Source organism: Providencia sp. PROV201 (genome assembly GCF_028479545.1).
In the GTDB taxonomy this organism is placed as follows: Bacteria; Pseudomonadota; Gammaproteobacteria; order Enterobacterales; family Enterobacteriaceae; genus Providencia; species Providencia huaxiensis.
The window spans coordinates 40698-62730 of the sequence record NZ_JAMPNW010000005.1; the positions used below are offsets into that span (position 1 = coordinate 40698).

11 protein-coding genes are annotated in these 22033 nt (G+C 38.8%); 8 read left to right on the plus strand and 3 right to left on the minus strand.

The features are described from left to right. The first annotated feature begins 14 nt into the window (after positions 1–14). The 6 genes from relA to PR809_RS05810 all read left to right on the plus strand — a co-directional run bounded on the left by relA (position 15) and on the right by PR809_RS05810 (position 15089). Positions 15–2246, plus strand: a complete 2232-nt coding sequence (gene relA / locus PR809_RS05785; RefSeq protein ID WP_206276240.1) for a GTP diphosphokinase — start codon at positions 15–17, stop codon at positions 2244–2246. Positions 2247–2690: 444 nt separating this feature from the next. Beyond that, complete coding sequence (gene mazG / locus PR809_RS05790; RefSeq protein WP_166265710.1) at positions 2691–3485, plus strand: nucleoside triphosphate pyrophosphohydrolase; 795 nt, start codon at positions 2691–2693, stop codon at positions 3483–3485. 690 nt (positions 3486–4175) lie between these two features. After that, entirely contained in the window at positions 4176–5813 is a 1638-nt protein-coding gene (gene pyrG / locus PR809_RS05795) for a glutamine hydrolyzing CTP synthase (protein ID WP_102139408.1), read from the plus strand. Between the two features lie 65 nt (positions 5814–5878). Continuing rightward, complete coding sequence (eno, locus tag PR809_RS05800; protein ID WP_102139407.1) at positions 5879–7180, plus strand: phosphopyruvate hydratase; 1302 nt, start codon at positions 5879–5881, stop codon at positions 7178–7180. A 220-nt stretch (positions 7181–7400) separates the two neighbouring features. Beyond that, positions 7401–13322, plus strand: a complete 5922-nt coding sequence (locus tag PR809_RS05805) for a TcdA/TcdB pore-forming domain-containing protein (RefSeq protein WP_272524484.1) — start codon at positions 7401–7403, stop codon at positions 13320–13322. A 381-nt stretch (positions 13323–13703) separates the two neighbouring features. Further along, positions 13704–15089 carry an SLC13 family permease gene (locus PR809_RS05810; RefSeq protein ID WP_102139405.1) on the plus strand — a complete coding sequence of 462 codons (1386 nt, stop codon included), beginning with the start codon at positions 13704–13706 and terminating at the stop codon, positions 15087–15089. Positions 15090–15159: 70 nt separating this feature from the next. Here PR809_RS05810 and PR809_RS05815 read toward each other — a convergent pair whose 3' ends face one another. The 3 genes from PR809_RS05815 to PR809_RS05825 form a co-directional block, all read right to left on the minus strand. After that, positions 15160–16095 carry a two-partner secretion domain-containing protein gene (locus PR809_RS05815; protein WP_206275915.1) on the minus strand — a complete coding sequence of 312 codons (936 nt, stop codon included), beginning with the start codon at positions 16093–16095 and terminating at the stop codon, positions 15160–15162. Positions 16096–16422: 327 nt separating this feature from the next. Continuing rightward, a complete protein-coding gene (locus tag PR809_RS05820) occupies positions 16423–19581 on the minus strand; it encodes an efflux RND transporter permease subunit (protein WP_102139403.1) in 3159 nt (1052 codons plus the stop codon). A gap of 15 nt (positions 19582–19596) precedes the next feature. After that, positions 19597–20784, minus strand: coding sequence for an efflux RND transporter periplasmic adaptor subunit (locus PR809_RS05825; protein WP_102139402.1), 1188 nt, complete (start codon positions 20782–20784; stop codon positions 19597–19599). Positions 20785–20918: 134 nt separating this feature from the next. Here PR809_RS05825 and acrR point away from each other — a divergent pair, with 134 nt between their 5' ends. After that, positions 20919–21569 carry a multidrug efflux transporter transcriptional repressor AcrR gene (gene acrR, locus PR809_RS05830; RefSeq protein ID WP_102139401.1) on the plus strand — a complete coding sequence of 217 codons (651 nt, stop codon included), beginning with the start codon at positions 20919–20921 and terminating at the stop codon, positions 21567–21569. An 11-nt stretch (positions 21570–21580) separates the two neighbouring features. Beyond that, on the plus strand, positions 21581–21934 hold the full coding sequence (locus PR809_RS05835; RefSeq protein ID WP_102139400.1) for a DsrE/DsrF/TusD sulfur relay family protein: 354 nt from the start codon (positions 21581–21583) through the stop codon (positions 21932–21934). The last annotated feature ends 99 nt before the right edge of the window (positions 21935–22033 follow it).

Below are 22033 nucleotides of genomic sequence, written 5' to 3' on the forward strand. Positions count from 1 at the left end.
GGTAGGGAGAATATATGGTTGCAGTAAGAAGTGCGCATCTTACCCCAGCAGGTGAGTTTGCCCCAGAAAAGTGGGTTAACGGCCTGGGATTGAGCAATAAACAATCAGAAGAAAAGCTCATCCATACCTGGCAATATTGTCACGATAAATTAGCCGGACAAGAAATCGCCCCTCTATTACTGTGGCGTGGTATTGAAATGACCGAAATCCTATCGACATTAAGTATGGATATCGGCAGCTTACAAGCGGCTTTACTTTTCCCCTTAGTGGAAGAAGGGAAGTTAGAAGAACAAGAAGTTATTGATGAATTTGGCAAATCCATTCACGAACTTGTGAAAGGTGTGCTGGAAATGGATGCAATTCGTCAACTCAAAGCAACACAATCGAGCGAAACAAGCTCGACACAAGTCGATAATATTCGTCGTATGCTATTGTCGATGGTGGAAGATTTCCGCTGTGTTGTCATTAAATTAGCGGAACGAATTGCCCATTTACGTGAAGTTAAAGATGCGACTGAAGACGAACGCGTTTTAGCCGCAAAAGAGTGTTCCAATATTTATGCACCCTTAGCAAATCGTCTTGGAATTGGGCAATTGAAATGGGAGTTAGAAGACTTCTGTTTTCGTTATCTACATCCTGATGAATATAAAAAAATTGCAAAGCTCCTCCATGAACGTCGTATTGACCGTGAAGAGTATATAGATACTTTCGTTACAACCTTACGTAAGTACATGTTAAAAGAGAGTATTCAAGCAGATATCTACGGCCGACCTAAGCATATTTATAGCATTTGGCGTAAAATGCAGAAAAAATCATTGGCATTTGATGAACTGTTTGATGTGCGAGCAGTGCGCATTGTCGTTGAACGCTTGCAGGATTGTTATGCTGCATTAGGGATCGTTCATACCCATTTTCGCCACCTTCCTGATGAGTTTGACGACTATGTGGCGAACCCGAAACCTAATGGCTATCAATCGATTCATACTGTGGTGTTAGGCCCTAACGGTAAAACCCTTGAAATTCAAATTCGTACCCGCCAAATGCATGAAGATGCAGAACTGGGGGTTGCCGCGCACTGGAAATACAAAGAAGGCGCGACTGGCATTGGCAAGGGCAGTAGTTACGAAAACCGTATTGCGTGGTTACGTAAGCTGATTGCATGGCAAGAAGAGATGGCAGATTCTGGCGAAATGCTAGATGAAGTTCGTAGCCAAGTGTTTGATGACCGCGTGTATGTCTTTACCCCTAAAGGGGATGTGGTGGATTTGCCAGCAGGCTCGACGCCGCTTGATTTCGCGTATCACATTCACAGTGATGTCGGCCACCGTTGTATTGGTGCAAAAATAGGTGGGCGTATTGTCCCATTTAGCTATCAATTACAAATGGGTGACCAAATTGAAATTATTACACAAAAGCACCCAAACCCAAGCCGTGACTGGTTAAATCCTAACTTAGGGTATGTAACAACCAGCCGTGGGCGAGCCAAAATCCAAAATTGGTTCCGTAAACAAGATAGAGACAAAAACATCCTTGCCGGGCGCCAAATTCTAGATAGTGAATTATCACAGCTTGATATCAGCCTGCGAGAAGCAGAGAAACTGCTAATCACGCGCTATAATGTTCATTCATTGGATGAAGTTTTAGCTGGAATTGGTGGTGGTGATATTCGTATCAACCAATTAGTGAATTTCCTGCAAAGCAAATTTAATAAAGCCACTGCGGAAGAAGAAGACCGCGCGGCAATGAAAACATTGGAAAGTAAGTCTTCACTCCCAAGAGCGCCATCCCATGGCAGCGGCCGAGTGGTGGTTGAAGGGGTTGGTAACCTAATGCACCATATTGCACGTTGCTGCCAACCAATTCCAGGGGATGAAATCGTTGGTTTTATCACCAAAGGACGAGGCATTTCCATTCACAGCGCAGATTGTGAGCAATTAGCCGAATTACAAAGTCATGCACCAGAACGTGTCATTGATGCGGTTTGGGGTGAAAACTATTCCAGTGGCTATTCTCTGGTGGTTAGAGTTGTCGCCAATGACCGTAGTGGTCTACTACGTGATATCACGACAATATTAGCGAATGAGAAGGTTAATGTGCTAGGCGTCAGTAGCCGCAGCGATGTGAAGCAGCAATTGGCAACGATAGATATGACAATTGAGCTGTATAATATTGAGGTGCTGAGTCGGGTGTTAGCAAAATTAAATCAGTTGCCGGATGTTATTGAGGCAAAACGCCATTCCCAGTGATTTTCTTCATATTTTGAGTTGTAGGGGTGTTGGCTGCACTTAGCTACTCGGGTCACATACTTATGTATGCTCCCCGAGATATCTTCGCTTGCCGCCTACCTACAATTCAAACTATTTTGAAAATAGCTCTGTTATATTGTCGGTGATTTTCTTCATATTTTGAGCCGCAGCGTTGTTGGCTGCGTGCTCTCACCCTAGTCACATACTGATGTATGCCCCTAGGGTTTCGTTTACTTGCCGCCTAGCTGCAACTCAAACTATTTTGAAAATGGCTCCGATATATTCTAAAAATCACATTTTCCGAGTTACCTAGAATTGTTTTTTAATTGTTATTAATCAGTGAAAATGGCTTTTTCCTGAAAAATTTGTTGAACGGGTGTCATTTCTGATAAGTTTGAGATAAAGATGACAATTAGAAACAAAAGAAAATCAAAGGTTAATACAATGAGTCAGGAAAAACCCCAAATCGAACGCTTACTATCCATTATGGCACAGCTGCGTGATCCACAAACAGGTTGTCCATGGGATAAGGTACAGACATTTAAAACTATTGCGCCTTATACGCTTGAAGAAACTTATGAAGTACTTGATGCGATAGAACGAGAGGATTTTTCTGACCTAAAAGGTGAACTGGGGGATTTATTGTTTCAAGTGGTTTTCTATGCGCAAATGGCGCATGAAAAATCATTGTTTGATTTTAATGATATTTGCCAAGCGGTGAGCGATAAACTCGAACATCGTCATCCACATATTTTCGATTCCAATAACACACTGAGTAGCTCAGAAGTGATTGATGGTTGGGAAAAACGTAAGTCAAAGGAACGAGCTGAAAAATCGCAGTTTTCAGTATTAGATGATATCCCGAATTCACTACCTGCATTGATGAAAGCGTATAAAATCCAAAAGCGTTGTGCTTCAGTAGGGTTTGACTGGGATACGCTAGGGCCAGTTGTTGGGAAAGTCCATGAAGAGCTTGAAGAGGTAATGGAAGAAGCCACGCAAGTGGTCGTTGACCAAGCTCGCTTAGAAGAAGAAATCGGTGACTTATTGTTTGCAACGGTGAATTTATCCCGTCATTTAGGTCATAAGCCTGAAATAGCGCTGCAAAAAGCTTGTAAGAAATTCGAAGGTCGTTTTCGCCAAATCGAAAAAAGCCTCGCAGAGAGTGGCAAAACGACAGAAAGTGCTACACTTGATGAGATGGAAGGGCTTTGGCAGCAGGTTAAGAACCAAGAATAAGATGGCTCGTCATATTTCGCACTACAGCGTTGTTGGCTGCGTTCAGCTACTCAAGTCACATACTGGTGTATGCTCCCCGAGTATCCTCTCTTGCCGCCTAGCTGTAGCACGAACTATATAGAGCCAATGCTCGTTGGGTTTCGCACTACAGCGTTGTTGGTTGCGCTCGGCTACTCGGGTCACATACTGGTGTATGCTCCCCGAGTATCCTCTCTTGCCGCCTAGCTGTAGAACGAACTATATAGAGCATGAATGGATATATAGAACGAAGCAGCTACAGAGAAATTCGATGCGATTGGTTTGTTCTAAAATCACCTCATGCAATGGTTCCAAACAAAGCTTCAAAAATAATAAGCAGGTTGAAGTTTTCGAGGGTTAAATGTGGAGAGTTGGAGTAAATAGTTATTCAAAATCAAAGTTAGTGCAGAATCGCATTTTTTATGCCATACAATGAGCTGAAAGGATTTAGCTTTTATCATTGAACTGTGTTAATCTATAAAAATAGATAAAGATGACTAATTTTGAAGCGATAAATATTTTTTCGCTTTTAACTTGCTGATAATATTAGAGTATTGATGAAATTTAGCCTTATTATGCTTAGAACATTTGTAGCGAAATTAAGGTTCGGGTATACTGTTTTCCCGTCCTGTTATATCCATCATCTTTTAAACCTAAACTTTCAGGTTCAGCATGAAAACTAATTATATTTTTGTGACCGGCGGGGTCGTATCCTCTCTGGGTAAAGGCATTGCCGCAGCCTCTTTGGCGGCTATACTCGAAGCCCGTGGACTCAATGTGACTATTATGAAACTGGATCCCTACATTAACGTAGACCCAGGCACAATGAGCCCAACCCAACACGGGGAAGTTTTCGTTACAGAAGACGGCGCTGAAACTGACTTAGATTTAGGTCACTATGAGCGCTTCATTCGTACTAAAATGACTCGTCGTAATAACTTTACGACCGGCCGTGTTTACTCTGAAGTTCTGCGCAAAGAGCGCCGTGGCGACTATTTAGGCGCGACAATTCAAGTTATCCCACATATCACTAATGAAATTAAAGACCGCATCATCCGTGGTGGCGAAGGCCATGACGTTGTTTTGGTTGAAGTTGGTGGCACAGTAGGTGATATCGAATCCCTACCATTCCTTGAAGCAATTCGTCAAATGGCGGCGGAAGTCGGCCGTGAGCGCACATTATATTTGCACTTAACCTTAGTGCCATACCTTGCAGCGGCTGGTGAAGTGAAAACTAAGCCAACTCAACATTCAGTGAAAGAATTGCTGTCAATTGGTATTCAACCAGATGTGTTAATTTGTCGTTCAGACAGAGTGATCCCGGCAAATGAGCGTGCAAAAATTGCACTGTTCTGTAATGTGCCAGAGAAAGCCGTTATTTCTCTCAAAGACGTTGATTCAATTTATAAAATCCCAGCCTTATTGAAATCACAAGGCTTGGATGAATATATCTGTAACCGTTTCCGTATTGATGTGCCAGAAGCTAATTTAGCTGAGTGGGAACAAGTTATTTACGAAGAAGCCAACCCTGCTGGTGAAGTTACCATTGGAATGGTGGGTAAATATGTTGAGTTACCTGATGCGTATAAATCGGTAATTGAAGCATTAAAACACGGTGGCTTGAAAAACCGTTTAACCGTGAACATCAAATTGATTGATTCACAAGATATTGAAACTCGCGGTGTTGAGTTATTAAAAGGTTTAGATGCTATTTTAGTACCAGGCGGTTTTGGCGAGCGTGGTGTTGAAGGTAAAATTCTGACCGCTCAATATGCACGTGAAAACAAGATCCCTTACTTGGGTATTTGTTTGGGTATGCAAGTCGCATTGATTGAATTTGCACGTAATGTGGCCAATATGGCAGATGCAAACTCAACAGAATTTAAAGCGGATTGTAAATTCCCTGTTGTTGCGCTGATTACTGAATGGCGTGACGAAGAGGGTAACCTTGAAGTGCGTACAGAAGAGAGTGACCTTGGTGGAACAATGCGCGTTGGTGGGCAACCATGTCATTTAGTGAATGGCAGCCTTGTGCGTGAGATGTATGGTTCAGAAACTATCATTGAACGTCACCGCCACCGTTATGAAGTGAATAATTTACTACTGAAACGCATTGAAGATGCAGGTCTAAAAATTGCAGGCCGTTCAGTGGATAATAAGCTGGTGGAAATTATTGAAAACCCTAATCATCCATGGTTTGTGGCTTGTCAGTTCCACCCAGAGTTCACCTCTACACCAAGAGATGGTCATCCGTTGTTTGCAGGTTTTGTTAAAGCCGCTGGTAAGTACCAGAAAGGTGAGTTGAAATAAGATATGGGGAAGTCGGCGCAGGTGCACCAACTTCCCAAAATTTAACTTGTACTGAGGAAAACCTAATGTCCAAAATTGTTAAAGTGATCGGTCGTGAAATCATTGACTCTCGTGGTAACCCAACTGTAGAAGCTGAAGTTCATTTAGAAGGTGGCTTTGTTGGTTTAGCAGCGGCACCATCAGGTGCGTCAACAGGTTCTCGTGAAGCTCTGGAACTGCGTGACGGTGATAAAGCACGTTTTCTGGGTAAAGGTGTTCTGAAAGCAGTTGCAGCGGTTAATGGTCCAATCGCAGAAGCGCTGATTGGTAAAGATGCTAAAGACCAAGCTAACATCGATAAAATCATGATTGATCTCGATGGCACTGAGAACAAATCTAAATTTGGTGCAAACGCAATTCTCGCTGTATCTTTAGCAAGTGCTAAAGCAGCAGCAGCGGCGAAAGGTATGCCTCTGTATGAGCACATCTCTGACTTGAATGGTACTCACGGTCAATACTCTATGCCTCTGCCAATGATGAATATCATCAATGGTGGTGAGCACGCAGATAATAACGTTGATATCCAAGAATTCATGATCCAGCCTGTTGGCGCGCCAACGCTGAAAGAAGCGGTTCGTATGGGTTCTGAAATCTTCCACCACTTAGCAAAAGTACTGAAATCTAAAGGTATGAACACTGCGGTAGGTGATGAAGGTGGTTATGCACCTAACTTAGAGTCAAACGCAGCAGCATTAGCAGCAATTAAAGAAGCGGTTGAACAAGCGGGTTATGTATTAGGTAAAGACGTAACTCTGGCGATGGACTGTGCAGCATCTGAGTTCTATAACGCAGAAACAGGTAATTATGAGCTGAAAGGCGAAGGCAAAACCTTCACTTCACAAGAGTTCACTCATTATTTAGAAGAGCTGACTAAACAGTACCCAATCGTCTCTATCGAAGATGGTCTGAATGAGTCTGACTGGGATGGTTTCGCATACCAAACTAAAGTTCTTGGTGACAAAATCCAACTGGTTGGTGACGACTTATTCGTAACGAATACTAAGATCCTGAAAGAAGGTATTGATAAAGGCATCGCTAACTCTATCCTGATCAAATTCAACCAAATCGGTTCTTTAACTGAAACTTTGGCTGCAATTAAAATGGCGAAAGATGCAGGCTACACAGCTGTTATCTCTCACCGTTCAGGCGAAACTGAAGATGCGACTATTGCAGATTTAGCAGTAGGTACAGCAGCAGGTCAAATCAAAACAGGTTCTATGAGCCGTTCTGACCGTGTAGCTAAATATAACCAACTGATTCGCATTGAAGAAGCATTAGGTAAAAATGCACCATTCAATGGCTTAAAAGAAGTTAAAGGCCAAGCATAATTTATTTTTGTTTAGCTAAATTAGTTAATGGGAAGCGTTCGCTTCCCATTTTTTGTTTGAATCAATTATATTTCCCCCCAATAAACATATAAAACAACTTTATTGTTAAATAGAAGTATGTCTGAAATTAGAAGCCAGTGGTGGTTTTTCTATTAATAATAAACTATTTTTATTTTTCGGCTCTTCCCTTCACTTATACAATATATTCAAAGGAATGAATATGAATAATGATAAAACTAAATTACTAAAAACGATTACGGAAAATAATATTACTCGTAGTAATGAAATTGCTAATTTAACAAAAATGTCAAAAAAATCAACGATAGACACAAGCGAGTTAATAAATTCGAGTGGTATTACTGAAAAAGGAAAAGTGGAATTTATTAAAACAAAAGATGATCGCTATGTGGTAAGGTATTTAAATGATGATAATAAAAGTAAATTATCAATTAATAGTTATTTTTTGAGTTATAATAAAACTGACCAAAGTCATTTTTATCCATACTATATTGATATCCCTAAAGAACCATTAGACAGTTTTTTTCTATTTACAGATACGCTAGATAAACATTCTTTAATTGTCACTGATTATGATAAAGATCATTATCGGGTATACAATGACTGTCGTATTAATAGTTCTATATTATATGATAATGTTGTTATGGCTGTTGATTATAAAGATTATCGTATTAAAGGGAAGGATAGTGGCAATGCAACGGCTTATATGCAGTATGTTAATAATGAATGGCAATTATTCTATCAAAAGCAAGAAACAAAATATTATGAAGGTAAAAAAAATTTAATATTAAACGGAAATGGCAGGTTAGTGCAAAACTCACCTAGCAAAGAAATTAATAATAAAAATGAGTTTATAAAGTATAGAGAAGCAGTACACCAAGATATATTATCATTAGCAAATGAGCTGAATATTGAAGTAAAGAAAATAGATAGTGGTCTCTTTATTCAAGATAAAGATTTACCTGAAAGTTCCATAAATAATACATGGAGAGATTTGAATACAGTAATCTATAAAAAATTGAATAGAAACATTTCAATATTAGATGAAGTGCAAAATAGGTGGAGGAATAAAATAAAACAACTATATAAAACCTCAGCCAGTGAAAGCGTAAAAATAAAGGTTCTACAACAAAAAATAATACAGAGTGATATATACATTAACCTTTATCAAAACCGTTACAGTAAAGCCCTGGTAGAAGCCCGGCAAGTTGAACGTAGTTGGCTATGGTGGCAGCTAAAAGAAAAATATGGAATGAGCGCGGTTGTAAAGGCAGGGGAACAGATTATTCAAGGAGGAAGTGATGAAAACAAGAAAACGGTAAATGAGCGCTATGAAAATTTAGTTTTTGTACATAAGAATTCAAACAATATGCCATTTAGACGACGTTTTAGCGAAGGTATGGAAGATTTCAATGAAGTGAATATTTCAGGTATTAATAGAAAAATGTCGTCTTTGGAATTAAAAAAGCTGTACTTAACATTAGAACTTAGCCCAATAGAGCGTGGGGCATTGTATCAACGAATTAGCAAAGTCAGCCATGAAGAATACATAAATTATATATTGAGTGAAGCAGGTAAAGTCAGCAAGCTGTTTTATTCCTTTAATAGTCAATCAAATCGGTTAATTCCACAAGACTTCTATTTGTCACTTATGGGAGGAGAAACTAAGGGGCGATGTTATCCATTAGTAAGGGCAATGTCTGTAGCATTAGCTAAAGATGGGGAAAATGGTGCTGATGTATTAATTAATAAGCTATTTATTGCCTCTGCGAATCCAAAAGATAAAGACTCAATACTGCTTAAATCAGCGTTAGAGAAGCTCCATTCAAATATTGATGCGGTTGAAGCTTCTTTTTCGCATGGCCGAATGGGAATTGAAGAGACGCAAAAATTATTGGACGCAGGGGAAAAAACAGTAATGTTTGCTATTAATAGCCAAAACCACTCAATGCTGATTGGGAAAACGGTAGGGAATGACCAATCACATTACTATTTTTATGATCCTAATTTTGGGCTATTTACATTTAATAATAGTCGAGAACTCTTCATTGCTTTTAAAATGTATATGGTTGAACACAAAATGGCTGACTTTTATTCGGCATTTGGTAGCGCTAAAAAACCTCATTTTGAGATTATTACAATTTCAACGGAAGATATGGCGATTGTCTCTGTTGGTAATGGCTTAAAGGTAGGTAACTTAAGTGATTCAAATGAACTTAGTCAGTTAACTAAAAGGGAGCAAGAAAGTCGTCGAGTCATTGAAAAACAGAATACAATAAAAAATGACCTACAGTTACAAGGAACTCTCAGCATTTTAGAGGCAGAGCAATGGGGGGATAGGCTAGATAATTCAATCAAAGGTTTGTTATTTGAGTATCAAATGACTAAAAAATGGGTTCCTATTTTCTCTACTTTACAAGAAACTAAGAATGGCAAATATCGCCTACAGTTCGTTAATTATGACGACCCAGAAAAAAGTCATTGGGTAGAAACTGAAGATACCACTTTTTTAGAGTTCAACCATTACTATAATAAAAAGATGGAAGAATTTAAAGAGTATTCCCATGTTGAAGAACGTGATACTAAACTTAAAGAGTTTGACAATGATATTCACTCTTTTGATGGATTAAATACGGGAGTTGCTGTTCAATCATTAATCCAATGGTATTCTGATGAAAATAATAATATTAAACCAATGGAAACAGATGATTTTAATTTAGCACTTGCTCTAAAGATTCATGGTTATATTAATTATGGCATGATCTCACACGGTATAATGAGTGATTTATCTAAAATTGTAGGGGTTGTTCGAAAAGGATTGAAAAATAATTTAATAGTAGAGTCTAAAGCCATTAATATTTTTTCTTCCTCATTGGCTCGAACTGCGAATGAAAGTACAGCGATATTATTCAATGGTGCATTAGTTGGTATTGATGTATATGAGCTATCCCGTGCAAAAAGCGAGCCATATAAGATCATCTTCGGCACACAGCTTGCTTTTGACTCAGCAAACTTGATCACTGGTGGCGCGAGTTTAGGTGCTGGGCTTTTAGGGGCTAGCGGTGTATCAACCTTTATGAGTGGGGCTGGCGTTATTTGTGCGGGTTTGAGTATTGGCTTCACGAGTTTAGCCCGTAATTTTGTAGTTATTGGAGAGGATGCAAAATCGGTTGGTCATTATTTTTATATGTTAGATCAAGCTTATCAAAGTAATGGATATGATTATTTGACTAAAAGAAAAATAGCAACGCCAAAATTTGGAGCAGTGTTCAAAAAAATAGATCTTAAAAATAACCAGATAGAGTTTGATAGCCAGTATATTTATAGAACAACTCCGCATTCTGCGGGTGGAGGACGGAAAAATTATATTTTTTGGGCCGGTAATTTCCCTACAATGCTTCATGATCGGCAACAAGCACTAAATATACGCCAAGGTATTGGTTATACAAATAGCTACAGAGCTTATGATTATTTAGAGGCTGAAATAATTGTTTTACCAGTGACACCTAAATCTTACATTAAATATAATTATAATCTGTGGCCTGGTGCAACAACACGTCATGATAATGGATTTGATATTATTCGTCGCTTAGAAAATACAGATAAATTTGACTATGACTTTTATATTTTTCCAAGTGAGAATACGATAACACAAATATTCCATGAGTATGTGGATACATCAATAGAAGTAAATTTAGATGATAAGTATCGTTATGTGGTTGTTCCTAAAATCCCTAATGAATGGTACGGTAAGTTGAATTATTCTATTAAAGGAAATGGTGGGGTATATAGAATAGCACCTCAATTAGGAACTAAAATTACATTGTTTGATGAGTCTGGTTCTACATCACCTTCTAATTGGTTGATTGATGGAGCATTTTTTGAAAATGATGAAATAATAATTCACCATGATAAAGTTATTATTTCTGGAGTGGAAGTTTATTTTTCATCCTCAATGCCTAAAGATAATATATTGTATATTAATAGTCAAAATGAAATTTATAAGATTGATTGTTTGAATTTAACTTACTATCTAATCAGTGAAGATGGTAATAAGTGGATAGGTAAAAGTGATAGATTATCTGAACATTTGGATGAATTAAATTCTCAACACAAGTTTAATAGTCAATATATAATAATTGAAAACTATCAATATAATGGAAGGAATGTGGGGCGTGCATTTTATCAAACATCTACAGGTCATTATATTTTCACTCATTATTCTGATGATAAAACGAATAGTGCAGACTCTTTTGTTATTCTTGGTGATTCGTTTTATTTTTATTCTAAAAAATACAATTTAATATGGGTAACTGGCTCTGATAATAAAATAAAATGCAAATATATGCTAGTTAATAATCAGGGTAAGTCTTTTGAATTAATAAATATATGGGAAAATAATGGAGCTGTTTATTTTTCATGTCGTTATCAAGCTCATGATTTACCGGAAGTTGTGACCTACATGATTGATGGTGATAGTATTATATTTATTGGCGTTTTTGTCGATGAGTTAACACACTACCAATTATCTGAAGGGCAAGATAAAATACCTAAAAAAATGTTAGAACAGGTTTTAGATAAGTATATTCTGTCAGTGAGTGATCATGAAAAACTAGTTACTGATAATAATGCAAACTCATCAAATTTTGCGGAAATAATATTAATTACCGGTGTTGATAAGAATAATAACGTTTATCATTATTGGTTAAAATATGAAGATGGCACGGTTATTAAGTCAAATGTCATTTCCTATTTAGACTCTATTGACAAAAAAAACGTTAACTCCAATAAATTAAATCAACCTAAAGATATTATATTAGTCGCTAGTCTAATTGATGAAGAGGGTAATGATGTATTTTATTTTTATAGTCGAGATAAGAGCCGGATTTATCGTCAGGTTGGTGCGTCTCCTAATATATCTCAAATAGTTGAACAACAAGTTAAGTGCATTGAAGTTTCTAATGTAGATAGCATTGTTTTTTCTCACGGGATACTCCTTGTTATTAATAAAGATGGTATTGTTAGCCAAGTTTCAGCTAAAGGAGAAATGAAAAATTTTGCTATAAATGAAAACTGGTTTGATAAAAAAACGATTTGGTGGGAAAGTTTAAAAGAAGTAAATAATAAGAATGGTTTATATTTATTACTTGGGATTAAAAAGTTGCATAATAATGAGGTGATACCTGCTTGGTATGATAATGGAAATATTATTATAGCTCACCAGTTATCTTCTAAAAATACACTACAATATTTAGGAGTAGATGAAAAATCTTCTGCTGCTATTATTTATGATATGTCAAGTAAGCGACTTTATTGGCAACCTTTAGCAACGACTCAAGAGTTAGATAAAGCCTTTACTGGAAATAAAATGTATAACCCTGCTTCATTACCATCTTTGTATGAAATATACCCTAACATGAGATTTGAAACAGTTAAAAGATTAGCAAGTGGGTTGATCATGTATACTTCAAATAATGAAATCTTATATCACGACAGTTCTATGGCTCATGCAGAAGGTAGTAAAAAAGAATTTCTTTCTTCATTGCTTATCAAAGGCGGGAATCAAAAAGATATTATTAATCCTCCTGTTATTGATAATGTCAAAAATATTGTCTTGAGTGCTGGAAATGAACAAGATAGCTATATTATTTCCCGAGCGGCTTGGCTACATTACCAAGTGATTATTATTAACAATCATGCTAGTGATTATTTAACTGATACTCTCGTTTTACCTGTAGATGATATGGAAACATTAGTTGTAAGCCGTTTTGACGATGACCTTATTCTTACTGATATCAATACTAATAGTATGTTATTAATTAATAAGGCTTTTGAACCAAATACTGAAGAGTATCAGCATCTACAACTACGTTTTTTAAATTCAACAGAAGAAATCAAAGTAAAAACGATAGTAGAAAGCTATGGGCTTACTGATGGTTTTTTGTCCGAAACCAGTAAGTTTGATAAAAGTAGTGAAGAAATAGCACTGAGAAATGAAAATCAATTGTTACAACTGGCAGACACAGCAGTGTCGTTGAATACTGATGAGAGTACATTTAGCAATCAGCGTATTGTTCAATCCCCTTTAACAAATCCCCCTCTTCACATCGGACATATACTATAAATTATTATAAATTAGCCCGCCATCAGTGCTGGCTAATAAAACGGCTTAATTTGAATTAAAATATCTACTATGTAGCTTAAGTTTTTATTTTGTTTTTTAATTCGCTTTTTTTTAATTGTTTATTGGTGGTTAGGACTGAATATTTAGCTTTGTAGTCTTTTGTGTCGCTAGGGATACACTTATCTTGGTTTTTGTAAGGAAAATGAAGCATTTCTTGTTGGTTAAATCAAAAATGAATTAAATTGCGCGGGGTAGATCGCACTTTTAACTTATCCACATTTTCATCTCAATAAATTAACTCTATATTTCACAGCTTATAAATAACTATTAACAATATGCACGCGCTAAAACTAAACTTGCTTCCAAAGCTATGGAGTAAACATGGACGCTTCAGAATCGTTAACACCATCAGTGAGCCCAACGCCCTCGAACAAACGAGGGTGGATAATCTTAGCTGTTGATATCGTACTATTAATTCTATTACTAAAATATTTACCATTCGATGACAAAGCGAATGCAGGTCTTGCAATGATGGTTTTCATTGGTGTGCTTTGGTTAACTGAAGCTATCCACGTCACCATTACTGCATTGTGTATTCCTATCTTAGCAGTCGGCTTAGGGTTGATGAATACAGGGGATGCATTGAAATCATTTGCAAACCCAATCATTTTCTTATTCTTCGGTGGCTTTGCGCTAGCGACAGCTCTACATATCCAAGGCCTTGATAGGCTAATTGCAAATCGCTTACTCATGGCTGCTCGTGGGCGCTTATCAGTAGCGGTATTATTACTGTTTGGTGTAACCGCATTGCTGTCTATGTGGATTAGTAACACAGCGACCGCAGCAATGATGCTGCCATTAGTATTAGGTATACTGTCTAATCTCGATGTCCGCCACGAGCGCAACACTTTTGTGTTTGTTCTATTAGGTGTTGCTTATAGTGCAAGTATTGGTGGTTTAGGTACGATTGTCGGTAGTCCACCAAACGCAATTGCAGCTGCAGCTTTAGGTTTAGATTTCTTATCGTGGATGAAATACGGTATTCCAATCATGGTAGTGTTGCTGCCAATGATGTTTGTATTGATGTACATGATGTTACGCCCTAACCTGAAACACCGTTTTCAAATTGAGTTAGAACACGTTGAGTGGAATGGCAAACGTATTACCGCAATGACGATTTTCCTTTTAGCCGTAGTTTGTTGGATCACAAGTACGTTTATCAGTGATGCATTAGGTGGCGTAAAAGATTTAGATACAATTATTGCGATGAGTGCTGCCATTTTAATCGGTATAACAGGTGTTGCTAGCTGGTCTCAAATTCAAAAAAATACTGAGTGGGGCGTATTGATGCTGTTTGGTGGTGGTTTAACACTGAGCGCAATCTTGAGTTCTTCTGGTGCAAGTAAGATCATGGCAGACTGGATGCAAATGACATTTGGTGAAAGCCACTGGTTTGTTATTATTCTAGCTGTTACTACCTTTATTATCATTCTAACTGAGTTTACCAGTAATACGGCGAGTGCAGCTTTATTAGTACCTATTTTTGCAACAGTTGCTGAAGCATTAGGTATGCCTGTCATTGTCTTAACCATGATTATCGGGATAGGTGCATCTTGTGCATTTATGTTACCTGTCGCTACACCGCCAAATGCGATTGTGTTTGGTTCAGGTTATATTAGGCAGATTGAGATGGTACGTGTCGGTGCGGTATTGAACGTGGCCTGTATCCTAGTTATTTCATTGTTTGCTTGGTTTGTCTGGATGTAACCTAGTATCAATTCATCTTAACTTAACGGCCTCTTTTTGAGGCCGTTATTTTTTGCACTCCAAATGGAAATTAGTGCGCCGTTTTAGCAATAAGAGCTTGCTGGTTTTTCCCTATTTTTATTATGCCTTTATCTGAAAATGTAATGTCTGCATCCCCGCGTACAGAGAAACTCATCGTATTTATAACCCCTTGAATATCTATTTTATTTTGAGGGCAAAGAAAATTGTCTTTACATTGATATTGGTGGCTTTCAAGCACAATGTTACGACCTGTCAATTGAGTCTGTTCATTTAGCTCTAACTGATTACCTTGAATATATGGAATATCAGTTTTGAATTTTGAACTGTATTTGATAACGCCTTCACTAGGGGAAAGGGTGCTATTGCCAGATGCGCTGATATAATTTTGTATGGCAGAGTGGATATTAAGGGAGTTTTGCAGCTTTATTTGGTCTGCAACTACATTTAGCTTTGATAGTTGAATTGGGTTTCCTTGTTGCTGGCTAATACTGATTTGGCTAGCTGGCTGAGTTGAAAACTTCAATTGGTTATAGTCCTCCAATTTTTGGAGTTCTAGTTGGTTGTCTTTATCTTTGTTTTTCACATATTTTTTTTCAAACTTACCGGCAATTAAGGATAGGCTATTAATATTATCAACGGTGCCGTCTTTCCATGAAATACCATTAGGATTCGCGATAACAAGGTTAGCGCGTTGCCCTTTAATACCTAATATTCCTTGCAAGTGGCTTACTTCAGTTCCTGTGACTTCTGCAAAAATAAGCCTTGCTGCTTTATTATTAAGCTTAGTATTACTGTTAATGTCATTATTGAAAATTAAGCCATCGTCATTAGATGAGAGACTTTCAAATGTATTAAATGAAATGTTGTTCTTTAGAGGGGCTTCTATATTGATGACTTTTGCCTTAGAGATATCAGGGGATTCGGCCAATGATGCATTGTGATACAAAGTACAAGTTAATAGAGTGAATAATATGGTTTTCTTCATTTTTAGTAGCTCCTTGCTGTAAAAATTCCTTTTATGATTAAAAGTATAATGCACCGAGTTGATTATTTTACTAATCAAAAATTAGCTGGGTTTAATAAAATATGATACGCAGACCCTCATTGTCCTAGATGAAACACGATATTTTCATTCTAGCCGCACTAAGGGGCGTTTCTATTTTGGTTATCAGACGTCTCTATTTGGGTTATCAAGAGAGCGAAGGCACAGATACTGATTAGCTTGAAAGGGGAGGCGGTCTGCAGCAAGTTAGAATTAATACACAAAAAAAAGAGCCACTTATGTGGCTCTTTTCAATTTACCTATCAGCAATTATTGTGCTGTTGGTGGATGGCTGTGTTCAATATCCTCTGACTTCTTGGTAAAGCGGCGACGGATCACCACGAAGAAGACAGGCACGAAGAAGATAGCCAATGAGGTTGCGGCAAACATTCCCCCAAGAACACCAGTACCTACTGAGTTCTGGGATGCAGAACCTGCACCGTTACTAAACACCAGTGGGATAACACCTAACATAAATGCTAAAGATGTCATCAGAATTGGTCGTAAACGCATTTTAACTGCATTCAGCGTTGCTTCGACTAACCCTTTACCTTCTTTCTCCATCAAGTCTTTGGCGAATTCAACAATCAAGATTGCGTTTTTCGCCGAGAGCCCAATGGTTGTTAAGAGACCCACTTTAAAGTAAACGTCGTTGTCTAGACCACGAACACTGGTAAACAGTAACGCACCAATAATACCTAATGGAACGACTAACATAACTGAGAATGGAACTGACCAGCTTTCATAGAGAGCCGCCAAACACAGGAAGACCACTATCAAGGAGATTGCGTACAGAGCAGGGGCTTGGTTACCTGCTAAGCGTTCTTGATATGACATACCTGTCCACTCGTAACCAATTCCTTCAGGCAGGTTTTCAGTGGTGAGTTTTTCCATTAACAGCATCGCATCACCCGTACTTTTCCCAGGAGCTGCTTGGCCTTGAATGTTCATCGCAGGGACACCGTTATAACGCTCTAAACGTGGTGAACCATACTTCCAAGGGTCCTTGGATTCGTCCATAAAGGCAGAGAACGGAACCATTTTACCTTGGTTATTACGAACATATAGGTTACTGATGTCAGAAGGTAACATACGGCTTTCTGCGTCACCTTGTACGTAAACTTTCTTCACACGACCACGGTCGATAAAGTCATTCACGTAGCTTCCACCAAACATAGAACTCAATGTTGCGTTGATATCACTAATAGCAACACCTTGAGCCTGTGCTTTTTGTTGGTCAATATAAATACGGTATTGCGAGGTATCATCCTGACCATTTGGACGAACACCTTGAAGCATTTCTGGGTGCTGAGCAGCTAATCCAAGTAACTGATTACGGGCTTGCATTAATTTATCATGCCCCAAGTTACCTTTATCGACTAACTCAAAGTCAAACCCGTCTGCGGTACCTAACTCAACAATTGCGGGTAGGTTAAAGGCGTAAATCAATGCCTCTTGTTTTTGTGACAGTGCGATATTCGCGCGCTGTACAATCGCATCAACGTGGTTTTCATCACCTTTACGTTCGCTCCAATTTTTTAGAACGACGAAAGCGAGACCCATATTTTGTCCTTGACCTGCGAAGCTAAAGCCCCCTACGGTAAAGACCGATTCAACGTTTTTAGCTTCTTCGGTATGGTAGTAGTTATTTACTTCATCCAATACCGCTTGGGTTTGTTCCTGTGTTGATCCTGGTGGTAACTGGATCATAGACAAGAATACCCCTTGGTCTTCCGCGGGTAAGAAGGAAGACGGTAAGCGAACGAACATGAACGCCATACCAACCACTAACAGCAAGTAAATCACTAAATAACGGCCAGTGCCGTTAAGCATACGGCTTACACTGTCGGTGTAGTGGTGTGCTTGTTTTTCAAATGTACGGTTAAACCATCCAAAGAACCCTTTTTGGCTACCATGGCTGCCTTTTTCAATTGGCTTTAACATGGTGGCACACAGTGCTGGTGTTAAGATCATCGCAACCAGTACTGACAAGATCATGGACGATACAATGGTAATAGAGAACTGACGATAAATTGCCCCGGTAGAACCTCCAAAGAAGGCCATTGGGATAAATACCGCAGATAGAACCATTGCAATACCAACTAACGCACCTTGGATTTGACCCATTGATTTTTTGGTCGCTTCTTTTGGTGACAAGCCTTCTTCTTGCATAACACGCTCAACGTTCTCAACAACGACGATGGCGTCATCGACGAGAAGCCCGATGGCGAGTACCATCGCGAACATGGTCAAGGTGTTTATGGAATAACCAAATGCCGACAAGATAGCAAAGGTACCTAACAATACGACAGGTACTGCAATTGTTGGTATCAGCGTTGCACGGATGTTTTGTAGGAACAAATACATAACGACAACAACCAGCATGATTGCTTCCACTAACGTTTTAACTACTTCGTTAATTGAAATTTTAACGAATGGAGTTGTATCGTATGGATAAACAATCTCTAACCCTTGAGGGAAGAAAGGTTTCATTTCCTCAAGTGCAGCACGGACGTTATTAGACGTGTCTAACGCGTTCGCACCAGTTGCCAGTTTAATACCGATACCTGCTGCTGGCTTACCATTAAAGCGGGCAATCGTACTATAGTTTTCAGCACCTAATTGGACATCAGCAACATCCTTAATACGCACTTGTGAACCATCTTGGTTTACACGTAATAAAATATTGCTAAATTCTTCAGGGCTATTCAAACGTGTCTGCGCAATGATAGAAACGTTTAAACGCTGGTTTGCTATAGACGGTGAACCACCGAGTTGCCCTGCTGCGACTTGGTTATTTTGTACCTTGATCGCATTAATGACATCCGTTGTGGTCATGTTGTACTTAACGAGTTGCTCTGGTTTTAACCAAATACGCATTGCATATTGGGTACCGAACAGTTGAGTTTCACCTACACCGTTAACTCGGCTAAGTGGGTCTTTAATGTTTGACCCTACGTAGTCGGCAATATCGTATTGCCCCATTGAGCCATCGCTAGAAACGAAACCCGCAACCATTAAGAATGAACTAGTTGATTTATCGACACTAATACCTTGTTGCTGAACTTCTTGTGGCAACAATGGCATCGCCAGTTGCAATTTGTTTTGCACCTGTACTTGCGCGATATCACCATCAGTTCCTGCTTCAAATGTCAGCGTAATGCTAGCAGAACCTGATGAATCACTGCTCGATGACATATATACCAAGTTATCGATACCGTTCATATTCTGTTCGATAACCTGCGTTACTGTATTTTGTACCGTCTCAGCATCCGCTCCCGGATAGTTAGCTGAAATAGAAACAGCCGGTGGCGCGATGGTCGGGTACTGTGAAACAGGTAACTGGATAATTGCCAACAGACCAGCAAGCATGGTGATAATTGCAATTACCCACGCAAAAATTGGTCTTTCTATAAAAAACTTAGGCATTAATCAGCCGCTCCCTTATTTAGACTTTTCTTCAGGTTTTGCCTGATTGTCTATGGATTGCGTTTCTAAGTTTGCTTCCTTAGGATTCACAACAATTCCTGGTTTGATTTTTTGTAAGCCGATGACAATGACACGATCACCTGCTTGTAGACCTTCAGTTACCAGCCATTTGTTGCCAACTGCTTGTCCTGCTTTAACTTGTCTGACTTCAACTTTATTCTCAGCGCCAACAACCATGACTTGAGAAGTTCCTTGAGCCGTACGAGATAATCCTTGTTGCGGAACTAGAATCGCATTTTCAACAACACCATCTTCTAATACAGCACGAACAAACATACCTGGAAGTAACTCTTTGTTCGGATTAGGGAACATGGCTCTCATCGTGATAGACCCTGTTGTTTCATCAACAGTGACATCAGAGAATTCCAAAACCCCTTTTTGTGCGTATTCTTGACCGTTATTATTGATCAAACGGACAGGCGCTTGCCCTGACTCTTGCTGTACAGCACCTTTCGCTATCTCATTTCTCAGACGTAAGAAATCGTCACTCGACTGTGTTACGTCCACATAGATAGGGTCAAGTTGCTGAACACGCATTAATTCAGTGGCTTGTCCTGATGATACTAAAGCTCCCTCAGTCACACTCGATTTGCCAGTACGGCCGCTAATCGGCGCAGTAACTTTGGTATAATTCAGGTTAATACGTGCAGTTTCAACCGCTGCTTCAGCCGCTTTGACGGCAGCAAGTGCTTGTGCATAGGTTGAGGTCGCTTGGTCGTATTCCTGACGACTAATGTAATTAGTTCCTAACAATGGTTTATAACGCTTCACCGTTAAGGCAGCCAGATTTGCATTTGCTTGTGCTTTTGCTAGCTCCGCTTTTGCGCTGTCATAGGTTGCTTGGAATGGTGCTGGGTCAATTTGGTATAAAGATGTCCCTGCTTCTACGTCGCTACCTTCTTTATAGTTGCGCTTTAAAATGATGCCACTAACCTGAGGGCGAACCTCGGCAACACGAAATGCGGATGTACGGCCTGGTAACTCGGTTTTGAGAGTCAGAGGTTCGGCTTTAAGCGTAACAATTCCTACTTCAGGCGCCGGGCGTTCTCCGCCACCTTGTTGTTCATCGTTACAACCAGATAAAGCCAAGCCACCTGAAAGAACTAACAGAGCCAGAGGTAACACCCCTCTGTTTTTTCGCATAAGTTAACCTCAATTAATCAATATGAGTTCAAAACAAAAATAAGAAAAATGGTAAACAATATGATTTATCACTGTGCTATAGTACAAACATACACGAATGTATGTAAATCAGCTTTCGATAGAAACGGGTCACAATGGCACGAAAAACTAAACAACAGGCTGAAGAAACCCGTCAGGAAATATTAGATGCTGCCATCAAAACATTCTCTGAACGAGGAGTTTCTGCCACATCATTAGCCGATATTGCAAAAGCAGCGGGGGTTACCCGAGGTGCAATATATTGGCATTTCAAAAACAAAGTTGATCTCTTTTATCAAGCTTGTGAATTTGGTGATAACCAAATAATACAAGCTGAAGAATATTATCGTTCTAAATATACCAATGATCCACTTTCAATACTAAGAGAATTATTAGTTTATATTTTGACTGGTTTTATTGAAAGTCCTAAAAATCGCGCTTTGATGGAAATTTTCTTTTTGAAGTGTGAATTAGTGGGTGAAATGGCAGAGTTAGTTGATTTTAAACGCGCTAACTATGTTGCGAGTCAATGCCGAATAGTTGACAATTTGACTGCCTGTATTGATGCAGGTCAACTTCCTGCTGACCTTGATGTGGAAGCAGCCGCGATTATGATCCGTTCATTAATGTCTGGTTTATTAGAAAACTGGCTACTCCAATCAGAAAATTTTAATATTAATCAACATACAATTACATTGGTTGATACACTATTAGAAACACTAAAGTGTAGTACGACAATCCGGTTAAAACCAATTCAAACTGAATAAGTGGAGTCCATATGACCTCTATCTTGATTATTGCCAATGGGGCACCTTACGGCAGTGAAACACTGTTCAACTCATTGCGACTAGCGATAACGTTAAAAGAGCAAGAGCCGCAGTTAGATTTAAAAATTTTTCTGATGTCAGATGCTGTGGGCGCAGGATTGGCTGCTCAAAAGCCGAAAGAAGGCTATAATCTTCAACAAATGTTAGAGATTTTAACGGCACAAAATGTCCCCGTTAAATTATGTAAAACTTGCACAGATGCCCGCGGTGTAAGTGAGTTAACTCTTGCTGATGGTGTTGAAGTAGGCACGTTAGTTGAGCTTGCAAGCTGGACATTAACGGCAGATAAAGTATTAACTTTCTAATATTTTACGTAAAATATGTTTAATTAGGTGAAAGTAAGTGTGGGTAGGCGACTATCGGCACTTTGCTTAATTAAACAATATAATTATTTGTATAAAGGA